Source organism: Virgisporangium aurantiacum (assembly GCF_016863635.1).
GTDB lineage: Bacteria > Actinomycetota > Actinomycetes > Mycobacteriales > Micromonosporaceae > Virgisporangium > Virgisporangium aurantiacum.
In genome coordinates this window covers 1-20310 of the sequence record NZ_BOPG01000040.1, presented here as the reverse complement: position 1 = coordinate 20310, position 20310 = coordinate 1, and the positions used below count along the sequence as shown (strand labels likewise).

Annotated in this window: 23 protein-coding genes; 6 read left to right on the top strand and 17 right to left on the bottom strand. The window is 72.4% G+C overall.

From position 1 onward, the window contains the following. On the top strand, nt 1-281 hold a 281-nt coding region (locus tag Vau01_RS31100), incomplete at its 5' end, for a YbaK/EbsC family protein (RefSeq protein ID WP_275423968.1). A gap of 10 nt (nt 282-291) precedes the next feature. After that, on the top strand, nt 292-558 hold the full coding sequence (locus Vau01_RS31095; protein ID WP_203999926.1) for a DUF1707 SHOCT-like domain-containing protein: 267 nt from the start codon (nt 292-294) through the stop codon (nt 556-558). On the opposite strand, the gene Vau01_RS31090 is transcribed toward Vau01_RS31095, so the two are convergent. Genes Vau01_RS31090 through Vau01_RS31050 form a run of 9 tightly spaced genes read right to left on the bottom strand, consistent with a single transcriptional unit; the run spans nt 555 to nt 7436 of the window. Further along, the gene (locus Vau01_RS31090; protein WP_203999915.1) at nt 555-809 is read right to left on the bottom strand and encodes a hypothetical protein; all 255 of its coding nucleotides are present in this window, start codon (nt 807-809) and stop codon (nt 555-557) included. The two genes, Vau01_RS31095 and Vau01_RS31090, sit on opposite strands and share 4 nt — an antisense overlap. 9 nt (nt 810-818) lie before the next feature. Then, nucleotides 819-1859, bottom strand: a complete 1041-nt coding sequence (gene tsaD / locus Vau01_RS31085; RefSeq protein ID WP_203999912.1) for a tRNA (adenosine(37)-N6)-threonylcarbamoyltransferase complex transferase subunit TsaD — start codon at nt 1857-1859, stop codon at nt 819-821. After that, the gene (gene rimI / locus Vau01_RS31080) at nt 1852-2316 is read right to left on the bottom strand and encodes a ribosomal protein S18-alanine N-acetyltransferase (protein WP_203999909.1); all 465 of its coding nucleotides are present in this window, start codon (nt 2314-2316) and stop codon (nt 1852-1854) included. The genes tsaD and rimI overlap by 8 nt, the downstream gene beginning before the upstream one ends. Then, nucleotides 2313-2948 (bottom strand): tRNA (adenosine(37)-N6)-threonylcarbamoyltransferase complex dimerization subunit type 1 TsaB, encoded by a 636-nt coding sequence (gene tsaB, locus Vau01_RS31075; RefSeq protein ID WP_203999906.1) that lies wholly within the window; start codon nt 2946-2948, stop codon nt 2313-2315. Before tsaB ends, rimI begins: the two co-directional genes overlap by 4 nt. A 19-nt stretch (nt 2949-2967) precedes the next feature. Continuing rightward, entirely contained in the window at nt 2968-3432 is a 465-nt protein-coding gene (gene tsaE / locus Vau01_RS31070) for a tRNA (adenosine(37)-N6)-threonylcarbamoyltransferase complex ATPase subunit type 1 TsaE (RefSeq protein ID WP_373320334.1), read from the bottom strand. After that, complete coding sequence (locus Vau01_RS31065) at nt 3411-4490, bottom strand: alpha/beta fold hydrolase (RefSeq protein WP_239151984.1); 1080 nt, start codon at nt 4488-4490, stop codon at nt 3411-3413. The genes tsaE and Vau01_RS31065 overlap by 22 nt, the downstream gene beginning before the upstream one ends. Continuing rightward, entirely contained in the window at nt 4483-5583 is a 1101-nt protein-coding gene (alr, locus tag Vau01_RS31060) for an alanine racemase (protein ID WP_239151983.1), read from the bottom strand. Before alr ends, Vau01_RS31065 begins: the two co-directional genes overlap by 8 nt. A 16-nt stretch (nt 5584-5599) precedes the next feature. Beyond that, on the bottom strand, nt 5600-7060 hold the full coding sequence (locus tag Vau01_RS31055; protein ID WP_203999895.1) for an NAD(P)H-hydrate dehydratase: 1461 nt from the start codon (nt 7058-7060) through the stop codon (nt 5600-5602). Nucleotides 7061-7064: 4 nt separating this feature from the next. Then, complete coding sequence (locus tag Vau01_RS31050; protein WP_203999892.1) at nt 7065-7436, bottom strand: holo-ACP synthase; 372 nt, start codon at nt 7434-7436, stop codon at nt 7065-7067. 134 nt (nt 7437-7570) lie between these two features. Here Vau01_RS31050 and Vau01_RS31045 point away from each other — a divergent pair, with 134 nt between their 5' ends. Next, nucleotides 7571-7861: a type VII secretion target gene (locus Vau01_RS31045; protein ID WP_203999889.1), complete on the top strand. Its 291-nt coding sequence runs from the start codon at nt 7571-7573 to the stop codon at nt 7859-7861. Between the two features lie 90 nt (nt 7862-7951). Next, a complete protein-coding gene (locus tag Vau01_RS31040; protein ID WP_203999886.1) occupies nt 7952-9448 on the top strand; it encodes an alpha/beta hydrolase in 1497 nt (498 codons plus the stop codon). Here Vau01_RS31040 and glmS read toward each other — a convergent pair. Further along, complete coding sequence (glmS, locus tag Vau01_RS31035) at nt 9435-11318, bottom strand: glutamine--fructose-6-phosphate transaminase (isomerizing) (protein ID WP_203999883.1); 1884 nt, start codon at nt 11316-11318, stop codon at nt 9435-9437. The genes Vau01_RS31040 and glmS overlap by 14 nt on opposite strands. Nucleotides 11319-11466: 148 nt before the next feature. On the opposite strand from glmS, the gene Vau01_RS31030 reads away from it, so the two are divergent. Beyond that, the gene (locus Vau01_RS31030; RefSeq protein ID WP_203999880.1) at nt 11467-12255 is read left to right on the top strand and encodes an alpha/beta fold hydrolase; all 789 of its coding nucleotides are present in this window, start codon (nt 11467-11469) and stop codon (nt 12253-12255) included. On the opposite strand, the gene Vau01_RS31025 is transcribed toward Vau01_RS31030, so the two are convergent. The 4 genes from Vau01_RS31025 to rplM form a co-directional block, all read right to left on the bottom strand. Then, nucleotides 12252-13001: an SDR family oxidoreductase gene (locus Vau01_RS31025; protein ID WP_203999879.1), complete on the bottom strand. Its 750-nt coding sequence runs from the start codon at nt 12999-13001 to the stop codon at nt 12252-12254. The genes Vau01_RS31030 and Vau01_RS31025 overlap by 4 nt on opposite strands. 28 nt (nt 13002-13029) lie before the next feature. Continuing rightward, nucleotides 13030-14379 (bottom strand): phosphoglucosamine mutase, encoded by a 1350-nt coding sequence (gene glmM / locus Vau01_RS31020; protein WP_203999877.1) that lies wholly within the window; start codon nt 14377-14379, stop codon nt 13030-13032. 111 nt (nt 14380-14490) lie between these two features. Continuing rightward, nucleotides 14491-15021, bottom strand: coding sequence for a 30S ribosomal protein S9 (rpsI, locus tag Vau01_RS31015; RefSeq protein WP_275423967.1), 531 nt, complete (start codon nt 15019-15021; stop codon nt 14491-14493). 20 nt (nt 15022-15041) lie between these two features. Further along, entirely contained in the window at nt 15042-15485 is a 444-nt protein-coding gene (rplM, locus tag Vau01_RS31010) for a 50S ribosomal protein L13 (RefSeq protein ID WP_203999875.1), read from the bottom strand. 263 nt (nt 15486-15748) lie between these two features. Here rplM and Vau01_RS31005 point away from each other — a divergent pair, with 263 nt between their 5' ends. Beyond that, the gene (locus tag Vau01_RS31005) at nt 15749-16855 is read left to right on the top strand and encodes a uroporphyrinogen-III synthase (protein WP_203999873.1); all 1107 of its coding nucleotides are present in this window, start codon (nt 15749-15751) and stop codon (nt 16853-16855) included. Here the strand turns inward: Vau01_RS31005 and thiD are convergent. The 3 genes from thiD to Vau01_RS30990 are packed head-to-tail and all read right to left on the bottom strand — an operon-like array spanning nt 16852 to nt 19978. Next, nucleotides 16852-17652: a bifunctional hydroxymethylpyrimidine kinase/phosphomethylpyrimidine kinase gene (thiD, locus tag Vau01_RS31000; RefSeq protein WP_203999871.1), complete on the bottom strand. Its 801-nt coding sequence runs from the start codon at nt 17650-17652 to the stop codon at nt 16852-16854. The two genes, Vau01_RS31005 and thiD, sit on opposite strands and share 4 nt — an antisense overlap. Before the next feature lie 10 nt (nt 17653-17662). Continuing rightward, nucleotides 17663-19363 carry an ABC-F family ATP-binding cassette domain-containing protein gene (locus Vau01_RS30995; RefSeq protein ID WP_203999869.1) on the bottom strand — a complete coding sequence of 567 codons (1701 nt, stop codon included), beginning with the start codon at nt 19361-19363 and terminating at the stop codon, nt 17663-17665. 3 nt (nt 19364-19366) lie between these two features. Next, nucleotides 19367-19978: a class I SAM-dependent methyltransferase gene (locus Vau01_RS30990; protein ID WP_203999867.1), complete on the bottom strand. Its 612-nt coding sequence runs from the start codon at nt 19976-19978 to the stop codon at nt 19367-19369. Nucleotides 19979-20310 lie beyond the last annotated feature (332 nt).

Below are 20310 nucleotides of genomic sequence, written 5' to 3'. Positions count from 1 at the left end.
TCACCGGCGCGCTCAACCTGAAGGCCCTGGCCGCCGCCGCGGGCGGCAAGCGCGCCACGATGGCCGACCCGGCCGCCGCCGAACGCGCCACCGGCTACGTCACCGGCGGCATCTCCCCGTTCGGCCAGCGCTCCCGCCTCCCGATCGTGGTCGACGCGTCGGCCGAGCGGTGGCCGACGGTCTACGTGTCCGCCGGCAAGCGCGGGTTGCAGGTCGAGGTCTCCCCCGCCGACCTGCTGCAACTCACGTCGGCCACCCTCGCGGACATCGCCGCCCGTTAGGCTGTACGGCGTGACCGTGCGGGCCTCCGACAACGACCGGGAACGCACCCTGGCCGCCCTGCGGGAGCACACCGCCGCCGGGCGGCTCACGCTCGACGAGTTCGCCGAGCGGGCGTCCACCGTCTACGCGGCCCGCACCCTGGGCGAACTGGCCGTCACCACGGCCGACCTGCCCGAGCCCGAGCAGCAGGGCGACGCGCACCACCTCGTGGTCACCTTCGCGATCGCGCTCGCGGTGGTGGCGGTGCTCGGCGTCCTCTACTGGATGCTCACCTAGCGGTCGACCTCGGCGAAGTCCCAGGCGTGGGGGCTGCGGGCCACGAGGCGCGCGGGCGGGGCCGGCAGCTCGAGCGGGTCGCGGTGCCAGCGGGAGATCACCACCACCCGGTAGTCGGTCGAGGAGAAGATCTCGCTCCGCACGTGCTGCGGGTGCCCTTCGATCTCGGGCACACCCTTCTCGCAGACCCAGGCGAGGAACTCGTCGAACACCGCGGCGCGGCTCCGCGCCTCCCACATCCGCACAATCACGGCGGCAATCTATCCCGTGATGGCGGTGATCGGCATGGCCGAATCCGCCGGCAGGTCGAGCCGGCTCGGCTCGACGCCGGCGGCGACCAGGTGGCAGCCCAGGGCCGCGACCATCGCACCGTTGTCGGTGCAGAGTTTGGGACGGGGGACGCGCACCTCGATGCCCTTCGCCGCCGCCCGCTCGACGGCCATCGCCCGCAGCCGCGAGTTGGCGGCCACGCCGCCGCCGATCACCAGCGTTTCGATGCCCTGCGATGCGCAGGCGTCGATCGCCTTGCGGGTGAGGACGTCGCAGACCGCCTCCTGGAACGACGCCGCCACGTCGTTCATCGGTACCGGCTCGCCGGACCGCTCGCGGGCCTCGACCCAGCGGGCCACCGCCGTCTTCAGCCCGGAGAACGAGAAGTCGAACCGGTGTTCGCGCTGGTCGCGGGGGCCGGTGAGGCCGCGCGGGAACTGAATGGTGATCTTGCCTTCGCGAGCGGCGTTGTCGATCGGCAGCCCGCCCGGGAACGGCAGCCCGAGCAGCCGGGCCACCTTGTCGAAGGCCTCGCCGGCGGCGTCGTCGATGGTCGCGCCGAGCGGGGTGACCCCGTGCGCGAGCGAGTCGACCCGCAGCAGCGACGAGTGCCCGCCCGACACGAGCAGCGCCACGGCCGGCTCGGGCAGCGGCCCGTGCTCCAGCGAGTCGACGGCGACGTGCGCGGCGAGGTGGTTCACCCCGTACAGCGGCTTGCCGGCGGCCAGCGCGTACGCCTTCGCCGCCGCGACACCGACCAGCAGCGCGCCGGCGAGCCCCGGCCCGGCGGTGACGGCGATGGCGTCAACGTCGGAGAGCGCGACCCCGGCGGTGTCGAGCGCCCGCTGGACGGTGGGGATCATCGCCTCCAGGTGCGCCCGGCTGGCCACCTCGGGCACCACCCCGCCGAAGCGGGCGTGCTCGTCGACGCTCGACGCCACGGCGTCCGCCAACAGGGTGTGACCGCGCACGATCCCGATGCCGGTCTCGTCGCACGAGGTCTCGATACCCAGGACGAGCGGCTCAGTCATTCGCGTTCTCCCGTGCCATCACCAGAGCGTCGGTGTTACTCGGTTGGTAGTAGCCGCGGCGCACGGCCAGCGGTTCGAATCCGGCCGTCGCGTACAACTTCTGCGCCGGCTCGTTGTCGACCGCCACCTCCAGCAGCACCTTCCGTACCCGGTGCCGGGCCGCCTCGGCCAGCAGGTCGTCCAGCAGCAGCCGGCCGAGCCCGCGACGCTGCGCGTCCCGGCGGACGGCCAGATTCTGCACCCAGGCCTCGTCCGGTCTGGGCTGTTCGCCGACGATCGCGAGGCCGCCGTACCCGACGATCGTGCCGTCGTCATCGAGGGCGATCCGGTAGTAGTGGCCGCCGGCCAGCTCGTTCCAGAACATCCACTCCGACCATTTCTCGGCGCCGAAGAGGTCCTCCTCCATGGGCATGACCTCGGCGATGTGCCACCACCGGAACCGTTCCAACCGGATCATTGCAAGGCCATCTTGCGCTGGCCGGGTGGGACGGCGTCGGGACGGCGCAGGTAGAGCGGGGTCAGCGGCTCGCTGGGTGCCTTCGCCCGGATGCGGTCGGCGGCGAGCATCACGAGCCCGAGCGGCGGCGGGTACAGCACGTCGACCGGCCGGCCGAGCACGCGCTGCGCGCCCTCGCCGGCGGTCCGGCCGGCACTCACCGGCACGTCGGCGGGAGAGTCCACCGACGGTCCGTCGACGCGGACGCCGTCTTCGTACCGCGCCCAGTAGAGCTCCTTGCGACGAGCGTCGGTGGCGACGAGCAACGGCCCCCACACGCCGTAGGCGAAGGCGTCCAGCGAGCAGACGCCGTACGTCGGAATGCCGAGCGCGTGGCCCATGGCGGCCGCGGTGACCAGCCCCACCCGCAGGCCGGTGAACGGCCCCGGACCCACCCCGGCGACGATCGCCGCCAGGGACGACGGATCCGCCCGCGCTTCGAACAGCGCGTCGCGAATGAGCGGCGCGAGCAACTCACCGTGCGCCCGCCCGTCGACCGTCACCTGCGCGGAGAGCATCTCGCCGTGGCCACTGAGGTTGGCGACGGCGGCGGTCACGGCGGGGGTGGCGGTGTCAACCACGAGCACGAACACGCCGAATACCTTAACGAGGTCACAGAGACGCGACGCGCTCCGCCCAGTCACCGCCCACTCCGACCAGCCGGGCCACCCGGGTCTCGTCGGACCCGTCCAGCCGGTCGAGATGGATCTCCAGGTAGGCGTCGGACAGCTGCTCGGCGATCCCCTCGCCCCACTCGACGACGGTCACCGAGTCCTCGACGCTGGCGTCGAGATCCAGGTCGTCGAGTTCCAGCCGGCCGCCGACCCGGTACGCGTCGACGTGCACCAGCGGCAGCCGCCCGTCCCGGTGCACCCGCGAGATGACGAACGTCGGCGACGTCACGGCCGCCCGCACGCCCAGCCCGGCGCCGATCCCCTGGGTCAGCGCGGTCTTACCGGCGCCCAGCGGCCCGATCAGCAATACGAGGTCGCCGGCCCGCAGCACCTGGGCGAGTTTCGAGCCGAGAGCCCGGGTGTCGTCGACCGTCGGCAGTTTCACGGCAGGCGCTCCAGGAATCGTTCGATGGCGTCGTCGACCTCGTCGGGAAATTCCAGCAGCGCCACGTGGCCGCCGTGCTCGATCACCACGAGTTCGGCGTCGGGCAGTTCGTCGGCGATCTCCTGCGAGTACACCAGCGGCGTCAGCAGGTCGGCGTCACCGCCGATGACCAGGACCGGCACCGTGCGCAGCACCGCGAGCGCCGGCAGGCGGGAGTGGGTGTAGAGGGTGTGGATGTACCGGGCGATCACCTCGGTGGACGTCGTGGAGTTCATCTTCTCCACGTAGCCGACCACGGCCGGGCTCGGGTTCGGCGAGCCGAAGCCGTAGCGGCGGGTCAGCACGCGGGCGATCTCGGTGCCGGCCTTGCGGGCCCGGTCGGCCACGGCCGTGGTCAGCCGCGGTGCCCGCCGGACGAACGGCAGCAGCGGCCGGTTCAGCCGCGACACGACCTCGGGCAGCCCGAACGTCACCTCGTTGAGCCGGCCGGCCGAGGTGGAGATCATCACGACCCCGACCACCCGGTCGGTGAACAGTTCCGGCGCCTGCTCGGCCAGCGCCATGATCGTCATGCCGCCCATCGAGTGCCCGATCAGCACCACCGGCCCGTCCGGCACGGCCTTCTCCAGCACCGCGACCAGGCCCGCGCCGAGCGCGTCGAGGGTGTACTCGCCCCTGGGCAGGCGCCCCGACTTCCCGTGCCCGGGCTGGTCGTAGAGCACCTGCCGGTACTCGCCCTCGAACGCCCGGCGCTGGAAGTGGAACGTGCCCATGTCGAGGCAGAACCCGTGCACGTACACCAGCGTCGGCGACGTCCGCTCGCCCTCGACCACCTCGACGTGCAGGCTCACGCCGTCTTCGGTGGTCACCGAGAACTGGTCGTCGTAGTGCAGTTCCCCGAACGGCTCGTCGACCAGTTGGTCGCCGGCGCGGGCGCGGCGGCGCTTCGCGTACCGGTTGGCGGCCACACCGACGGCGACACCGCCCGCCGCGACGCCGACGGCCGCGAGCGCGCCGATCCAGCCGGCGTTGCGGCCGATGAAGCCCTTCTCGGTCGGGGACGCAGCCTTAGCCACCGTCGTACACCCGCGGGATCCGTTGGCCCATACGGGCGACGATCTCATAGTTGATGGTGCCGCACACGGCGGCCCACTCGTCGACGTGCGGACCGCCCGTGCCGAACAGCACCGCCGGGTCGCCGGCCCGCACGGGTCGGTCGCCGACGTCGACCACGAACTGGTCCATGCACACCCGCCCGGCGATCGGCAGCACCGCTCCACCCACCGCGACCGGCGCCAGGCCGCTGGCCGCCCGCGGGATCCCGTCGGCGTACCCGAGCGGGATGACCGCGACCGTGGTCTCGCTCTTCGTCACGTACGCGTGGCCGTACGACACGCCCTGCCCGGCCGGCAACCGCTTGGCGAGCATCACCGACGCCCGCAGCGTCATCGCCGGCCGCAGCCCGAACCGCTGGCCGACCACCGGCGACAGCCCGTACACCGCGATGCCCGGCCGCACCAGGTCGAAGTGCGTGTCGGGGCGGGTCAGCGTCGCGCCTGAGTTGGCCAGGTGCCGGTACCGCGGCGTCACGCCGAGCCGGGCCGCCACGTCGACCGCGTCGGTGAAGCTCTCGACCTGCAGGTCGATCGAGGGGTGGTCGGGTACGTCGCTGTTCGCGAGATGGCTCCAGACCCCGACCACGTCGAGATCACCGTCGGCGGCGGCCTTGGCCGCCGCTTCCACCAGGCCGGGCCAGTCGGTGGTTGCGGCGCCACCCCGGCCCAGGCCACTGTCGACCTTCAGGTGGACGCGCGCAGCGCGCCCGACCGACCGCGCCGCGGCCACCAGTTCGGCCAGCTGCGTCCGGCTGGCGACGGACAGGTCGACGTCGGCGGCCACCCCCTCGGCCAGCGGCAGCCCCGGGCTCAGCAGCCAGGCCAGCACGGGTGCGGTGATCCCGGCGGCGCGCAGGGCCAGCGCCTCGTCGAGCGTCGCCACCCCGATCCAGGTGGCGCCGCCGGCGAGCGCGGCGCGGGCGCACGGCACCATGCCGTGGCCGTAGCCGTCGGCCTTGACCACCGCCATCACCTCGGCCGTCGTACCCGCTTTCAACAGGGCGACGTTGGCCCGCACCGCATCCAGGTCGACACGGATCTCGGCGTTGTGCATCGGTCGAGCGTAACTTTCAGCGCGTCGCGAGAACGACCGCCTCGCGTAGCGCGTCGGCGACATCGGGTGACACCACCGGGCCGGACCCGGCGGCGACCCGTCCGGCCAGGCCGTGGACGTAGGCGGCGGCCAGCGCGGCGTGCGGTGCCGGCAGGCCGGCGGCGAGCAGGCTGCCGAGCAGGCCGGCCAGGACGTCGCCGGTGCCGGCCGTGGCCAACGCCACACTGCCGGTCGGGTTGGCGAACGCGGTGCCGTCGGGTGCGGCGACGATAGTCCGGTCGCCCTTGAGCAGCACCACGGCGTTCATCTGCGCGGCCAGTTGCAGCGCGGACTCCACCCGGTCGCCGCCCGGCTCGGCGCCGGCGATCCGGGCGAACTCGCGGTCGTGCGGGGTGATCACCGTGGCGGCCTCGCGCTCACGCAGGGGCCGCGCCATCGAGCCGTCGGCGAGCAGGGTGAGCGCATCGGCGTCCAAAATCACCGGGACCGGTTTCGCGAGCACCGCGCGCAGTTCGGCGGCGGCGCGCTCGTCGGTGCCCAGGCCCGACCCGCACACCCAGGCCTGTGCCCGGCCGGCCGACCCGACCGAGTCGGTGCACACGACGCTGGGGAACCGCTCGCGGATCTCCCGCGCCGCGGTGCCGGCGTACCGCACGTAGCCGGTGGGGCCGGCGAGCGCACCGGCCACCGACAGCACCGCCGCGCCCGGGTAGTTGTCGGAGCCGGTGGCGAGGCCGACGACGCCGCGCGTGTACTTGTCGTCGGTGCTGCCGTGGCTGGGCCACCAGCCCGCGATGTCGGTGCGGTCGGGAACCTGCACGGCCGGCTTCGTGACGAGATGCTCGGCGAGCCCGATGTCGACCAGGTCGACGAGTCCACTGTGGACGGCCGCCGCGCCCACCACGTGGGCCGGCTTCAACGCGCCGAACGTGACGGTGACGTCGGCCCGCACGGCCGCGGACGCGTCCGGCACGTCACCGGTGTCGACGTCGACACCGGACGGCACGTCGACGGCGACCACGACCGGTGACCCGCCGTCGGAGGCCGTCGCGGCCGCCGCCTCGCCGACCACCTCGGCGGCCCGCTCGCGCAGCGCACCCCGGCCGCCGATGCCGACGATCCCGTCGATCACGAGGTCGATCCGCGCCGGCGGACCCGGCAGCGGACGGCCGCCGGCCGCCTCCAACGCGCGGTAGGACGCGCCGTGGATGCGGTCGGAGAGCCGGATGACCCGCACGTCGGCGCCGCGCCGGGCGAGTGCCGCACCGGCGTACATGGCGTCGCCGCCGTTGTCGCCGGAGCCGGCCAGCACGAGGACCGTGCGTCCGTAGACGCCGCCGTAGCGGTCCTGGAGAAGGCCCGCACACCGGCGCGCCAGGCCCGCCGCGGCGCGCTGCATCAGCGTCCCCTCGGGCAGTTTCGCCATCAGCGTCTTCTCCGCCGCCCGGATGTCGGCGGCCCGCCATGCACCCTTCATTGCTTCAGTCCCCCTCCGCCACGACCATGGCCGAAGCGATCCCCCCATCGTGCGACAGCGACAGGTGCCACCGCCGGACTCCCCGCTCATCCGCCGCCGCCGCGACCGTGCCCGAGACGGTGAGCCACGGCCGCCCGTCGGCGTCGGACACCACCTCGCAGTCGTGCCAGTGCAGCCCGGTCGGCGCCCCGAGCGACTTGGCGACCGCCTCCTTCGCGGCGAACCGCGCCGCGAGCGACTCCGGTGACCGCGGATTACCGGACGACGTGGTGCGCTCGGCCGGCGTGAACAACCGGTCGACCAGCGACGGCGTGCGCCCGATCGCGCGGGCGAAGCGGCTCACCAGCACCACGTCGATACCGACTGCCACGATCACCCCGCCAGCCTATTGGTTTGACACGGTCTGGGCTGCGCGGACGCCGGGCCTGTGGACAATCCATCGATGGCGGGCGGGGTGGCTGTCCACAGGGGCTGGTCCGGGCGGTGGCGGCGGATCTACGGTCCTCGACCATGGACTTCGAGGTGTCTCCGGTGGCGCTACGACAGGGCGCCGCCGCCCTGCAAGCGCTGGCCGACCGGGTGCGCGGCGACCTGGTCGCCACCTACCACGCCGCGGCGCCCACCCGTTCCGCCAACCCCGACTGGCCCGCAACGGCCGCCAACGACGCGGTCGTGATCACGATCGACGCCACGCTGGCCGGCCTGGCCTCCCGGTGCCGCACCCTGGCGGAGGCGCTGAGCGCCGCCGCGCTGGAGTACGAACGCACCGACGAGAACGCCGGCCGGAGACTCGCGTGGTGAGCCCCGCCGAGCGGGCCGCAGCGCGGGCCGGAGCGCGGCGGTGGTTCGCGTGGTGAGCCGCGCCGCTCAGGCCGCGGCACGGATTGGAGCGTGGCGGTGGTTCGGGTGGTGAGCCTGGGCGCTCTCGCCGATGCGCGGCCCGAGGCGTGGCGGGCGGCCGCCGGTGGGTGGCGGGCATTGGCCGACGTGGTGGCCGACCGGGCCGGTTCGGTCGACGGCGTCCGCACCCGTCTCACCGCGCACTGGCGCGGCCCGGCGGCCGACTCCGCCCAGGCTGCCCTCACCTCGCTCGCGCTGGCCCTCCGGGCGGTGCGCGGCCCGGCCTACGCGTGCGACCAGGCGCTGTGCGAACTCGCCGGCGAGGTGGCACCGCTGCGCGGCCCGGCCCGGGCGATGCCGGGGTCGTCGGTGCCGGCGGGGGTCCAGGAGTCGCTGCTCGCGGCGGCCGACGCGGCCGATGCCCGTGCCGTCCACCGCCTCGGCACGGCCGCCGGGGACGCCAAGGCGGCCGGCAGCCTGGCCGCCGCGGGCACCGTCTCCGCCACGGATCCCACCGCCGGCCCGGCAACCGGCCAGGTGCCTGGCCGCATCCCGATCCAACTGCCGGCCACCGGCACCGACCCGGCCTCGGTCCGCCGATGGTGGGCCGGCCTCTCACCCGCCGATCAGCAGCGGCTCCTGGCCACCGAGCCGCGGCGGCTCGGTGCGCTCGACGGCGTCCCGGTCGCCGTGCGCGACTCCGCCAACCGGCAGGTGCTCGACGACGTGTTCGCATACACCCCGCCCGGCGAGCGAAAGACCGTGCTCGATGCGCTGGCCGCCCGGTTGCGGCGGGCCGAGCCGGCGCGGGCGTACCTCATCGGGTTCGATCCGGCCGGCGACGGCACCGCGATCGTGGCGATCGGCGACCCCGACCGGGCGCGGCACGTGGTCACCAACGTCCCCGGCGCCGGATCCGATCTCGGTGACCTGCGTGGCCTGCTGGCCCGCACGGAACGGATCGCGGCCGCGGCCGGCGACGGGGTCTCGTCGATTCTGTGGCTGGGCTACGACGCGCCCGAGTGGCTCTCGGCCGCCGGCGCCGGTGCGGCCCGTGCCGGTTCCGGCGACCTCGACCGGTTCGCCGAGGGGTTGCGCGTCACGGCCGACGGCCCACCGGCACACCACACGGTGGTCGGGCACAGCTACGGGTCGCTGGTCGTGGGTACCGCCGCCCGGGAGCACGGGTTGCCCGTCGACGACCTGGTGTTCGTCGGCAGCCCGGGCGTCGGCGCCGACCGCGCGAGCGACCTCGCCGGCGGTCCGGGAGGCGGCCCGGCCGTGTGGGCCAGCACGGCGCGGTGGGACATCATCCACGGCACCGCGCTGGCCGACCGGATTCCCGAGTGGCTCGACCGCGACGTCACCGAAGACCGCTGGCACGGGCGGGACCCCGGCGATCCGGGCTTCGGCGCCCGCACGTTCACCAGCGCACCGGGCCACTGGTCCGACCCGGTCGCCGCCCACAACTCCTACTTCGAGGAAGGTAACCCGGCCCTCGCCGCGATCGGAGCCATCGCGCGGGGCCAGGCGCCTACTCCACCGTGACCGACTTCGCCAGGTTGCGGGGCTGGTCGACGTCGTTGCCGCGGGCGGTGGCGATCTCGCCCGCCAGCACCTGCAGCGGCACCGTCGTCACCAGCGGGGCCAGCAGCGTCGGCGTCCGGGGCACGTAGATCAGGTGATCGGCGAACGGGGCAACGGCGTCGTCGCCCTCTTCGGCGATCACGATCGTGCGGGCGCCACGGGCGCGCACCTCCTGGATGTTGGAGACGATCTTGTCGTTGAGCACGCCGCGTCCCCGGGCCGACGGCACCACGCACACCACCGGCGTGCCCGGTTCGATGAGCGCGATCGGGCCGTGCTTGAGCTCGCCGGCCGCGAAGCCCTCGGCGTGCATGTACGCCAGCTCCTTCAGCTTGAGCGCACCCTCCAGCGCCACCGGGTAACCGACGTGCCGGCCGATGAACAGCACGCTCTTCGAGTCGGCCAGGTCGCGGGCGAGCTCACGGACCGGCTCCATGCCGTCCAGTACGGTCTGGATCTTCGCCGGCATGTCCTGCAACTGGGCGAGCACGTTGCCGACCTCGTCGGCGTACATGACGCCGCGCACCTGGGCCAGGTGCAGGCCGACCAGGTAGCAGGCGACGAGCTGGGTGAGAAACGCCTTGGTCGACGCCACCGCGATCTCGGGCCCGCAGTGGGTGTAGAGCACCGCGTCGGACTCGCGCGGGATCGTCGAGCCGTTGGTGTTGCAGATCGCCAGCACGCGGGCCTTCTGCTCCTTGGCGTGGCGAAGCGCCATCAGCGTGTCCATGGTCTCGCCGGACTGCGAGATCGCCACCACCAGCGTCGACCGGTCGAGCACCGGGTCGCGGTAGCGGAACTCCGACGCCAGCTCGACCTCGCACGGGATGCGCACCCAGTGCTCGATCGCGTACTTGGCCACCATCCCGGCGTGGTACGCGGTGCCGCACGCCACGATGAACACCTTGTCGACGTCGCGCAGGTCCTGGTCGGTGAGGCGGACCTCGTCGAGGGCCAGGTCGCCGTTCTCGGTGTGCCGGCCGAGGAGCGTGTCGGCGACGGCGCGCGGCTGCTCGTCGATCTCCTTGGCCATGAAGTAGTCGTAGCCGCCCTTCTCGGCGGCGCTGGCGTCCCAGTCGATGTGGAACCGGGTGCCTTCGACGACCGTCCCGTGGAAGTCCGTCACGGAAACGCCCGCCGGCGTGATCAGCACGACCTGGTCCTGGCCCAGCTCGATCGCGTCGCGGGTGTGCTCGATGAACGCCGAGACGTCCGAGGCAAGGTAGTTCTCGGTCTCGCCGCAACCGACGACGAGCGGCGAGTTCCGGCGCGCACCGACCACCGCGCCCGGCGCCTGGCTGTCGACCGCGAGCAGCGTGAACGCGCCTTCGAGACGGCGGCAGACCCGCCGCATGGCCTCGGCGAGACGCTCGGCCGGGTCACCGTCGAAAGATCCCAGGTGACGCAGTTCAGCGGCCAGCAGGTGCGCCGCGCACTCGGTGTCGGTCTCGCTGGTGAACTCGATGCCCTCGGCCTCCAACTCGGCCCGCAGCCGGGCGAAGTTCTCCAGGATGCCGTTGTGGATCACCGCGACCCGACCGTCGGCCGAGCGGTGCGGGTGGGCGTTGCGGTCGGTCGGTCCGCCGTGGGTGGCCCAACGGGTGTGTCCGATGCCGGTCACCCCCTGCGCGAGCCCGGTGGCCGTGTCGTCGGCCAGGGCCTTCTCCAGGTTCGCCAGCTTGCCGGCGCGCTTCTCGGTGACCAGTTCGCCCTCGCCGGCGAGGATGGCGACCCCCGCCGAGTCGTACCCGCGGTACTCCAGCCGACGCAGGCCGTCGACCACGATGTTCAGCGCCGGACGGCTGCCGGCGTACCCCACGATCCCACACATGGCGAGCACCGTAGCACGCCTAACAAACACCGCGGCTGATCGAAACGGGCTCGTTCGCGCACGAGGTTTGCTCATTTCGGGGTCGGAAATATGCCCGAACCGGTTAATCCGACCGTGGACCGCCCCGACGCGCGTACGGTGTGTCCCGATGCCAGCAGAAGCGCTCACCGAGCTGCCGGTCGACGGTGGCACCATTCACGCCGAGCACGCCGGAACGCCCGGCGGCGAGGCGGTCCTCCTCCTGCACGCCGGCGTCGCCGACCGGCGCGTCTGGGACGACGTGATCGGTCCCCTCGCGGCGGCGGGTCACCACGTCATCCGCTACGACATGCGCGGCTACGGCCGATCCGCGCCGGCCACCGCGCCGCACTCGCTGGTCGCCGACGCGCTGCTGGTCCTCGACGCCGCCGGCGTCGGGAGCGCCCACTTCGTCGGGCTCAGCCAGGGCGCCGCCACCAGCGTCGACACCGCGATCGCGCACCCGGACAGGGTGCGGTCGCTGACGCTCGTGGCGCCCGGCCTCAGCGGCCACGAGTGGCCCCGCCTGCCCGGGTTCGCCGAGCGCATGGCGGCGGCCGAGGCGGGCGACACGCACGGCCTCGCGCTCGCGATCGCCCACCTGTGGGCACCGCTGTCGTTCGAAAAGGGCGAAAAGCAATGTGACGCGGCGGCGCGCGTCATCCTCGACCAGGCCGAACACTTCATGAGCGACGAGCAGGAGATCGACGAGCCCTCCGCGATCCCGCGCCTGAAGGACGTCGGCGTCCCCACGCTCATCGTGCTGGGTGACAAGGACGTCGACGCGATCACCGAGATCGGAAGCATCCTGGAACAGGGCATCCCGGGCGCGCGCACGGAGACCCTGGCGAACGCCGACCACATGCTCCCGCTGCGGACACCCGACCGCCTGGTCGAGCTACTCCTCGATCATCTCTAGGAGAGGCCGAACCGGATCTGGGCGCCGCCGTCGACCACCAGCGTCTGGCCGGTCATCCAGCGGGACGCGGCACCGGCGAGGAACGTGATGATGTCGGCGATGTCGTCGGGCTCGCCGATCCGCTTCAACGGCAGGGCCTCGACCAGTTGCGGCTCGAAGTTCTCCCACAGCGCCTTGGCCAGGTGCGTCCGCACGATGCCCGGTGCCACGCCGTTGACCCGCACGCCCGGCGCCAGTTCGGCGGCCATCTGCCGGGTCAGGTGGATCAGCGCGGCCTTGGTGGAGTTGTAGTACCCGATGCCCGGCTCGGTGAGCAGGCCGCCCACCGACGAGACGTTGACGATCGCCCCGCCCCGCTCCGACATCGACGCCTTCCAGACCAACCGGCTCCACATCACCGGCGCGAACTGGTTGAGGCGCATCGTCTTGGCGGCCACCACCTCGTCGATGTCCATCACCGGCCCGAAGTACGGGTTGGTGCCGGCGTTGTTCACCAGCACGTCGATCTGCCCGAACCGCTTGATGGTCGAATCGACCACGGCCTGCGCCTGCTCGGTCTCCGCGGCGTGCGCGGCGACCGCGAGGACGCCGACGTCGGAGTGCGCCGCGGTGATCTCGGCGGCGACCTCGTCCAGCGCGTCCTGCTTGCGCGACGTGAGCACGACGTTGCAGCCCTGCGCCGCGAAGGCCAGCGCGGTCGCCTTGCCGATCCCCCGGGACGCCCCGGTCACCACCACGGTTCGCATGGCCGCAGATTATATGACCGGCCGGTAACTAGGCAGCCGGCTCCGGGCTCGCGGCCCGGACGAGCCGGGCGATCCGCTCGGCCGTCTCGCTCGCCGTCTCCTGCGTCGCCGCCTCGACCATCACCCGCACCAGCGGTTCGGTGCCCGACGGCCGCAGCAGCACCCGTCCGGTACCACCCAACTCCGCCTCCGCCGACTTCACCGCGTCGAGCACCTCGGGCGCCGACGCGCCCGCCACCCGGTCGGCGACCCGCACGTTGATCAGCGTCTGCGGCAGCCGGCTCATCACGGCGGCCAGGTCGGCCAGCGTGCGCCCGGTGGCCGCCATGCGGGCCATCATCAGCGACGCCGTGAGCAGCCCGTCGCCGGTGGTCGCGAACGCCGGCAGCACCACGTGCCCGCTCTGCTCGCCGCCCAGCGCCAGCTTGCGCGTGCGCAGCTCTTCGAGCACGTACCGGTCGCCGACCTTGGTCTCGACCATCGTGATGCCCTGTTCCTTCATCGCCAGCCGCAGGCCCAGGTTGCTCATCACGGTGGCGACGAGGGTGTTGTCGGTCAGCGTTCCGGCGTCGCGCATCGCGACCGCGAGGATGCCCATGATCTGGTCGCCGTCGACCTCGTCACCGGTCGCGGTGACGGCCAGGCACCGGTCGGCGTCGCCGTCGTGGGCGATGCCGATGTCGGCCTTGTGCTCCAGAACCGCGGTCCGCAGCCCGTCCATGTAGGTCGAACCGCAGTTGTCGTTGATGTTCAGCCCGTCCGGCGACGCCGCGAACTCGACGACGGAGGCGCCGAGCCGCCGGTACACCTCCGGTGCCACGTCCGAGGCGGCGCCGTTGGCGCAGTCGACCACGACCTTCACCCCGTCGAGCCGGTTCGGCACCGCGGCCACGAGGTGCTCGATGTACCGCTCACGACCGTCGAACCGGTCGAGGACCCGCCCGATCCGGCCGGCGACCGGACGCTCCCACGTCCCTTCGAGATGCGCCTCGATCTCGTCTTCGATGTCGTCGGGCAACTTGTGGCCGCCGGCCGCGAACAACTTGATGCCGTTGTCGGGCATCGGGTTGTGCGACGCCGACAGCATCACACCCAGGTCGGCGCGCAGCTCGCCGACGAGGTACGCCACCCCCGGCGTCGGCAGCACACCGACCCGGTCGACCGTCGCACCGGCACTGGTGAGCCCGGCGATGACCGCCGCCTCCAGCATCTCGCCGCTGGCCCGCGGATCGCGGCCGACCACGGCGACGGGCGGATGCGAGCGGTCATGCTCGGCGAGCACGCGGGCCGCGGCGGCGGCCACGCTCAACGCGAGCTCCGGGGTGAGGTCGGCGTTGGCCCGGCCACGGACCCCGTCAGTGCCGAAGAGACGACCCATGCGCAAGACCTTCCGTTGGAAGCGGGTGGCGGGTTCCGGATCAGAGGGGTCTGAAAGACAGCAAACGGCCGGGGCCCCGTCGTGGGGGCGACCGGCCGTTGCGGAGCGGAACTACCGCTTCGAGTACTGCGGTGCCTTGCGGGCCTTCTTCAGGCCGTACTTCTTGCGCTCGGTGGCACGGGCGTCACGGGTGAGGAAGCCGGCCTTCTTCAGCGTGGGACGGTGCTCGAGGTCGAGCTCGACCAGCGCCCGGGCGATCGCCAGGCGCAGCGCGCCGGCCTGCCCGGTGGTGCCGCCGCCGCGCAGGTTGGCGAACACGTCGAAGGTCTCGCCGCGCTCGGTGAGCACGAGCGGCTCCTTCACGAGCTGCTGGTGCACCTTGCTCGGGAAGTAGTTCTCCAGCTCGCGGCCGTTGAGGGCGAACTTGCCCGTACCCGGCACCAGCCGGACGCGAACGATCGCCTCCTTGCGGCGACCGACGGTCTGGATGAGGCCACCGGCACGCCGCGGCCGCGTGGTGGCGGCGGCGGTGCTCGTGGTCGCGGTGGCGGTGCTGGTGGCTTCGGTGGCGGTAGTGGTGGTGCCCGGAGCGGGCTCGACCGGTGCGAATGCGGCCGGGCTCGGGGCGAATCCTTCGGTCACGTTACTTCCTTCGGGCGCGGTCACTGCGCGATCTGCTTGATCTCGAAGGGCTGCGGCGACTGCGCCTGGTGCGGGTGGTCGGGCCCCGCGTAAACCTTCAGCTTCTTGATCATGCGGTTGGCCAACCTGTTGTGCGGAAGCATCCCCTTGATGGCCTTCTCGACCGCCCGCTCCGGACGCTTCGAGAGGAGCTCGTCGTAGCTGACCTTCTTCAGGCCGCCCGGGTAGCCGGAGTGGCGGTAGGCGATCTTGTTCTGCCGCTTGTTACCGGTGAGCGCCACCTTGCCCGCGTTGATGACGATCACGAAGTCGCCAGTGTCGACGTGCGGCGCGAACGTCGGCTTGTGCTTGCCGCGCAGAAGATTGGCCGCGTGGGTGGCCAACCGGCCGAGCACGACATCCGAAGCATCGATGATGTGCCACTGACGCTCGATCTCACCCGGCTTCGGGCTGTACGTACGCACAGGCTTACCTTGTCTCGTCGATTCGGGTCTTACCGATGGGGAGCGGGCGCGAAGGCGCCAAAGACCAAGCGTACCGCGCAGGGACGCTTGTCCACTTCACACAACAGCCGACAACGATACCCGGCAAGCCCCGCCAGGGTCAAAACGGGTCCTCCGGGCACCGCCAGTCCCGTGAGGGGCTCTTAAAGTGTCCGAAACATTTGGGTCGCAAGGGTGTAATCCCACGCAGTCAGCCTCGATTCCATGCTCGCAGGCGCTCGCGCATGAAGTTGGCGGCGGCCCCCGTGGCCGACGCGGAGCCGCTGGTCGGGTTCACCGTGGCCGTCACCACCGACCGGCGTCACGACGAACTGCCCGACCTGCTGGAACGGTGCGGCGCCCGGGTGGTGGTGGCACCGGCGCTGCGGATCGTCCCCTTGCCCGACGACTCCGACCTCCGCGCGGCAACCGTGACCTGTATCGACCGGCCGCTCGACCTGCTGGTGGCCACCACCGCGATCGGCCTGCGCGGCTGGCTGGAGGCCGCCGAGGGCTGGGGCCTGGCCGACCCGCTGCGGGCCCGGCTTACGTCCGCGACGCTCGTGGCCCGCGGCCCGCAGACGCGCGCCGCGATCCGCGCGGCCGGGCTCGCCGACAGTTGGGCACCGGGCGTCGACAGCACCGACGCCGTCCTCGACCACCTGCTCGCACGGGGCATCGCCGGGCAGCGCATCGCCGTCCAATTGCATGGGGAACCGCAGCCGGACTTCTGCGCGGCCCTGCGCTCCGCGGGCGCCGATGTCCTGGAAATTCCGGTCTACCGGTGGGGGCCGCCGACCGACCCCGCGCCGCTGCGGCGGCTGGTCGACCTGATCGGCGGCCGCCTGGTCGACGCGGTGACGTTCACCTCCGCGCCGGCCGTGCGCTCGCTGATCGACGCCGGCGGCCCGGCGGTGCTCGACCGGATGCGCACCGGGGTCACGGCCGCGTGCGTCGGTGAACTCGCGGCGGAACCGCTGATCACCGAGCGGGTGCCGGTGGTGGCGCCGGACCAGCCGCGGCTGGCGGGGCTCGTGCACAAGCTCGTCGAGGAGCTGCCGAGACGGGCGCCGACGCTGCAGGTCGCCGGCACCACGGTGACCCTGCGCGGCCACGCGGCCGTGGTGAACGGGCTGCTCAAGCCCTTGGCGCCGGGCCCGATGGCGGTGCTGCGGGCGCTGGCCGAGGCGCGCGGAAAGGTGCTGTCGCGGGCCGCGCTGCTGCGGGTCCTCCCCCGCGGCGCCGACGAACACGCCGTGGAAATGGCCGTGGCCAGGCTGCGCGCGGCCCTGGGCGGCACCACTTATGTCCAGACCGTGGTGAAGCGCGGCTACCGCCTCGCGCTCGACTAGATCACCGCGGACGACCAGCCGCACACGTCGATCGGGCCGGGGGCGGTGCCGATGCGCCACTCCGCCGCGTCCTGGATGGCCCGCACCACCAGGCCCTTCGCGTACGCCAGCGCCTCGACCACCGAGTCGCCGTGCGCCAACCGGGCGGCGATCGCGGCCGAGAACACCGCGCCGCTCCCCACCTGGTTGCGACCCATCACCCGGGGCGCGCTCATGTACCGCTCCTCGCCGGCGGCCCACACCGCGTCGAGCGCCTCGGTGCCGGTCACCAGGTCGCCGCCGGTCACAACCACGTACTGCGGGCCGCCCGACACCAGTTCCCGGGCCGCCTGCGCCATGTCGTCCGGCGTCGCCACCTGCCAGCCGAGCAGCGCCGACGCCTCCTCCCGGTTCGGCGTGGCCACCATCGCGTACGGCAGCAGCCGCTCCAGCGCCATCGCGATCTGCCGTCGCGACCGGATGCCCTCGTTGAGCAGCACCGGGTCGACCACCAGATTGGGCAGTGCCCCGGCCTTCGCCCGGGAGAGGACCTCGCCGATCCCGTCGGCGCTGGCGAACATGCCGGTCTTGACCGCCGCCACCGGCAGGTCGTCGAGCACGGCCGTGAGCTGCCCGGCGATCACCGGAGCGGTGAGCGGCAGGATGTCGGCCGACACCCGGACGCTGGTCGCCATGATGGCGGTGACGGCCGACGCGCCGTGTGCACCCATCGCGGCGTACGTCTTCAGATCGGCCTGAATACCGGAGCCTCCGCTGCAGTCCGAGCCGCCGATGCTGAGCACTACCGGAGGTGTCACGCTGATCACGCTAATCCCACACGGGCTCCGGCGTCTCAAGAACCTCACCATCACCACTGAACAGCACGAACCTGTCGAACGAGCGCGCGAACCAGCGATCGTGGGTCACCGCGATGACGGTCCCCTCGAACTTCTCCAGCCCCTCCTGGAGCGCCTCGGCGCTGGCGAGGTCCAGATTGTCCGTCGGCTCGTCGAGCAACAGCAGCGTCGCACCGGATAGTTCCAGCAATAGAACCAGAAAGCGGGCCTGCTGCCCGCCCGACAGCGTCTCGAATCGCTGCTCGGCCTGTGCCGCCAGTTCGTACCGCGACAGCGACGGCATCGCGTCCTCCCGGGGCAGGCCGCGGCGGTGGTCGTCGCCGCGCCACAGCACGTCGAGGAGCGTGCGGCCGGCCAGGTCGGGACGGTCGTGGGTCTGCGAGAAGTGGCCGGGACGCACCCGGGCACCGAGCTTCACGCGGCCGTTGTGCGCCACCGGCGCGAGCAGCCGGCCGTCGACCGGCGCGTGTTCCACGTCGGGATCGGTCCCGCCACGGGCCAGCAGCCGCAGGAAGTGCGACTTGCCGGTGCCGTTCGCGCCGAGCACCGCCACCCGGTCGCCGAACCAGACCTCCAGGTCGAACGGGAAGGTCAGGTCCTCCATCTCCAGTTGCGCGCACACCAGCGCCCGCTTGCCGGTGCGCCCGCCGCCGAGCCGCATCCGGATGTCCTGCTCCTTCGGCGGCAGCGGCGGCGGCCCGCCCTCCTCGAACTTCTTCAGCCGGGTCTGGGCCGACTGGTACCGCGAGGCCATGTCGGAGTTGTAGGCGGCCTTCTGCTTGTACATCAGCATCAGTTGGCGGAGCTTCTCGTGCTCCTCGTCCCAGCGCCGGCGGTTCTCCTCCATGCGCTGGTGCCGGTTGCCCCGGGCCTCGTGCCACGACGCGAACCCGCCCGGATGCACCCACGCCGAGCCGCCCTCGACGGCCACCACCCGGTTGGCGGTCTGCGCCAGGAGCTCCCGATCGTGTGAGACGTAGAGCACACTCTTGCCGGATTCGGCGAGCCGCTGCTCCAGCCACCGCTTGCCGGGCACGTCGAGGAAGTTGTCGGGCTCGTCGAGCAGCAGCACCTCGTCGGGGCCGCGAAGCAGCAGTTCCAGCGCGAACCGCTTCTGCTGGCCGCCGGAGAGCGTGCCGATCTCGCGGTGCTTCACCTCGTCCCACGGCTTGTGCAGCGCGGCCACGCTCGCCGTGTCGAACAGCACCTCGGCCTCGTAGCCGCCGGCCTCGCCCCAGGCCGCGAGCGCGTCGGCGTAGGCGAGCTGCGCCCGGCCCGCGCTGGTGCTGTATTTGCCGCGTCTCTCGGCCGCGTGCAGGTCGGCCTCGGCCCTGGCAAGGGTGGTTCCGGCCACGCGGACCGCGGGCGCCGCGAGGGAAAGGGCAAAAGAGTCAAGGTGACGCGGGTGAGCGTCCTCTTCTTCCTTCTGTTTATGGGCGCCCAGCATGCCGATGAACTGGCGCATGACGCCGAGCCCACCCGAACGGGCGACCGTGCCGTGCTGCACCGCCAGGTCACCGGCGACCATCCGCAGCAGCGTGGTCTTGCCCGCGCCGTTCGGCCCGACGAGCGCCACCTTCGCACCCTCGCCCACCCGGAACGACACGTCGCTGAACAGTTCCCGCCCGTCCGGCAGCACGTGGCGCAGGCCGGCCACGTCGACGTACCCCATGGGTCAGTGATTGTGCGGGTCCACCCGCAGGACGCGATAGCCTTTTCCACTCGCGTGGCGGTGCGCCGGGAATCCCCGCGCCGTGATCCACTCCTGCAGCGAGTCGGCGCCGAGGTTGCGCGCCACCACCAGCCAGGCCGTGCCGCCCGGCGCGAGGCGGGGCAGCCAGGTCTCCAGCAGGGTGTGCAGTTCGGCCTTACCCACGCGGATCGGCGGATTCGACCAGATCTGGTCGAAGCGCACGTCGTCCGGTATTTCTGTCGGTTCTCCGACCACGACGTTGTCGGCGTCGACTGAGACGGCGTTCGCACGGGTGAGATCGAGCGCACGCCGGTTGACGTCGGTCGCGTAGACGGTGGCCTTCGGAGCGCTCAGGGCGAGCGTGATCGTGATCGGCCCGTAGCCGCAGCCGAGATCGAGCAACGCGCCCGTGGTGTCGGGGCCGGGTAGCGGCGCTTTCCGCAGGAGAAGGGCGGTGCCGAGGTCGAGCCGGCCGGCCGAGAACACGCCCGACGACGACTCCAACCGCACCTGCCGCCCCGCCACATCGAAGTCGATCTGTCGGGATTGTGCTGGCGCCGCAGGGTCGACGCTGAAGTAGTGCTCGCCGGTCACGCAACGTATTCTGCACTTTCGACGGACATCCGTGCGGTGTCCCTGGTTGCCCGGTCGGTTAACCTACCGTCATGAGGTACGGGATCGGACCTAGGCGCCGACGAGCTCCCGACCCCGCGGAGGAGGCGGCGGAAGCCGAGAGCTGGCTCGCCGACTACCGTGAGTCACCAGAAGACTCCGGCGACGAGTTTCCCCCTCCCCGCCGTCGCGACCCGGATCCCGACGACCCCTTCGCAAACAACGGCGGCGGCTTCGACGGCCCCCCAGGCGGATTCGACGACCGCCCCGGTCCCGGTTTCAACGGCGGTCCCGGCCCCGGTTTCAACGGCGGT

Excerpts from the sequence above, each read along its gene's own strand:
- Vau01_RS30995 (WP_203999869.1), bottom strand. The coding sequence starts at position 19,363 with ATGGGGTACGTCGACGTGGCCGGCCTGCGCCACGTGCTGCCGGACGGG.
- Vau01_RS31005 (WP_203999873.1), top strand. The coding sequence starts at position 15,749 with ATGAAGTTGGCGGCGGCCCCCGTGGCCGACGCGGAGCCGCTGGTCGGG.
- Vau01_RS31045 (WP_203999889.1), top strand. The coding sequence starts at position 7,571 with ATGGACTTCGAGGTGTCTCCGGTGGCGCTACGACAGGGCGCCGCCGCC.
- alr (WP_239151983.1), bottom strand. The coding sequence starts at position 5,583 with ATGCACAACGCCGAGATCCGTGTCGACCTGGATGCGGTGCGGGCCAAC.
- tsaD (WP_203999912.1), bottom strand. The coding sequence starts at position 1,859 with ATGACTGAGCCGCTCGTCCTGGGTATCGAGACCTCGTGCGACGAGACC.
- glmM (WP_203999877.1), bottom strand. The coding sequence starts at position 14,379 with ATGGGTCGTCTCTTCGGCACTGACGGGGTCCGTGGCCGGGCCAACGCC.
- Vau01_RS31025 (WP_203999879.1), bottom strand. The coding sequence starts at position 13,001 with ATGCGAACCGTGGTGGTGACCGGGGCGTCCCGGGGGATCGGCAAGGCG.
- Vau01_RS31030 (WP_203999880.1), top strand. The coding sequence starts at position 11,467 with ATGCCAGCAGAAGCGCTCACCGAGCTGCCGGTCGACGGTGGCACCATT.
- rimI (WP_203999909.1), bottom strand. The coding sequence starts at position 2,316 with ATGATCCGGTTGGAACGGTTCCGGTGGTGGCACATCGCCGAGGTCATG.
- Vau01_RS31055 (WP_203999895.1), bottom strand. The coding sequence starts at position 7,060 with ATGAAGGGTGCATGGCGGGCCGCCGACATCCGGGCGGCGGAGAAGACG.
- glmS (WP_203999883.1), bottom strand. The coding sequence starts at position 11,318 with ATGTGTGGGATCGTGGGGTACGCCGGCAGCCGTCCGGCGCTGAACATC.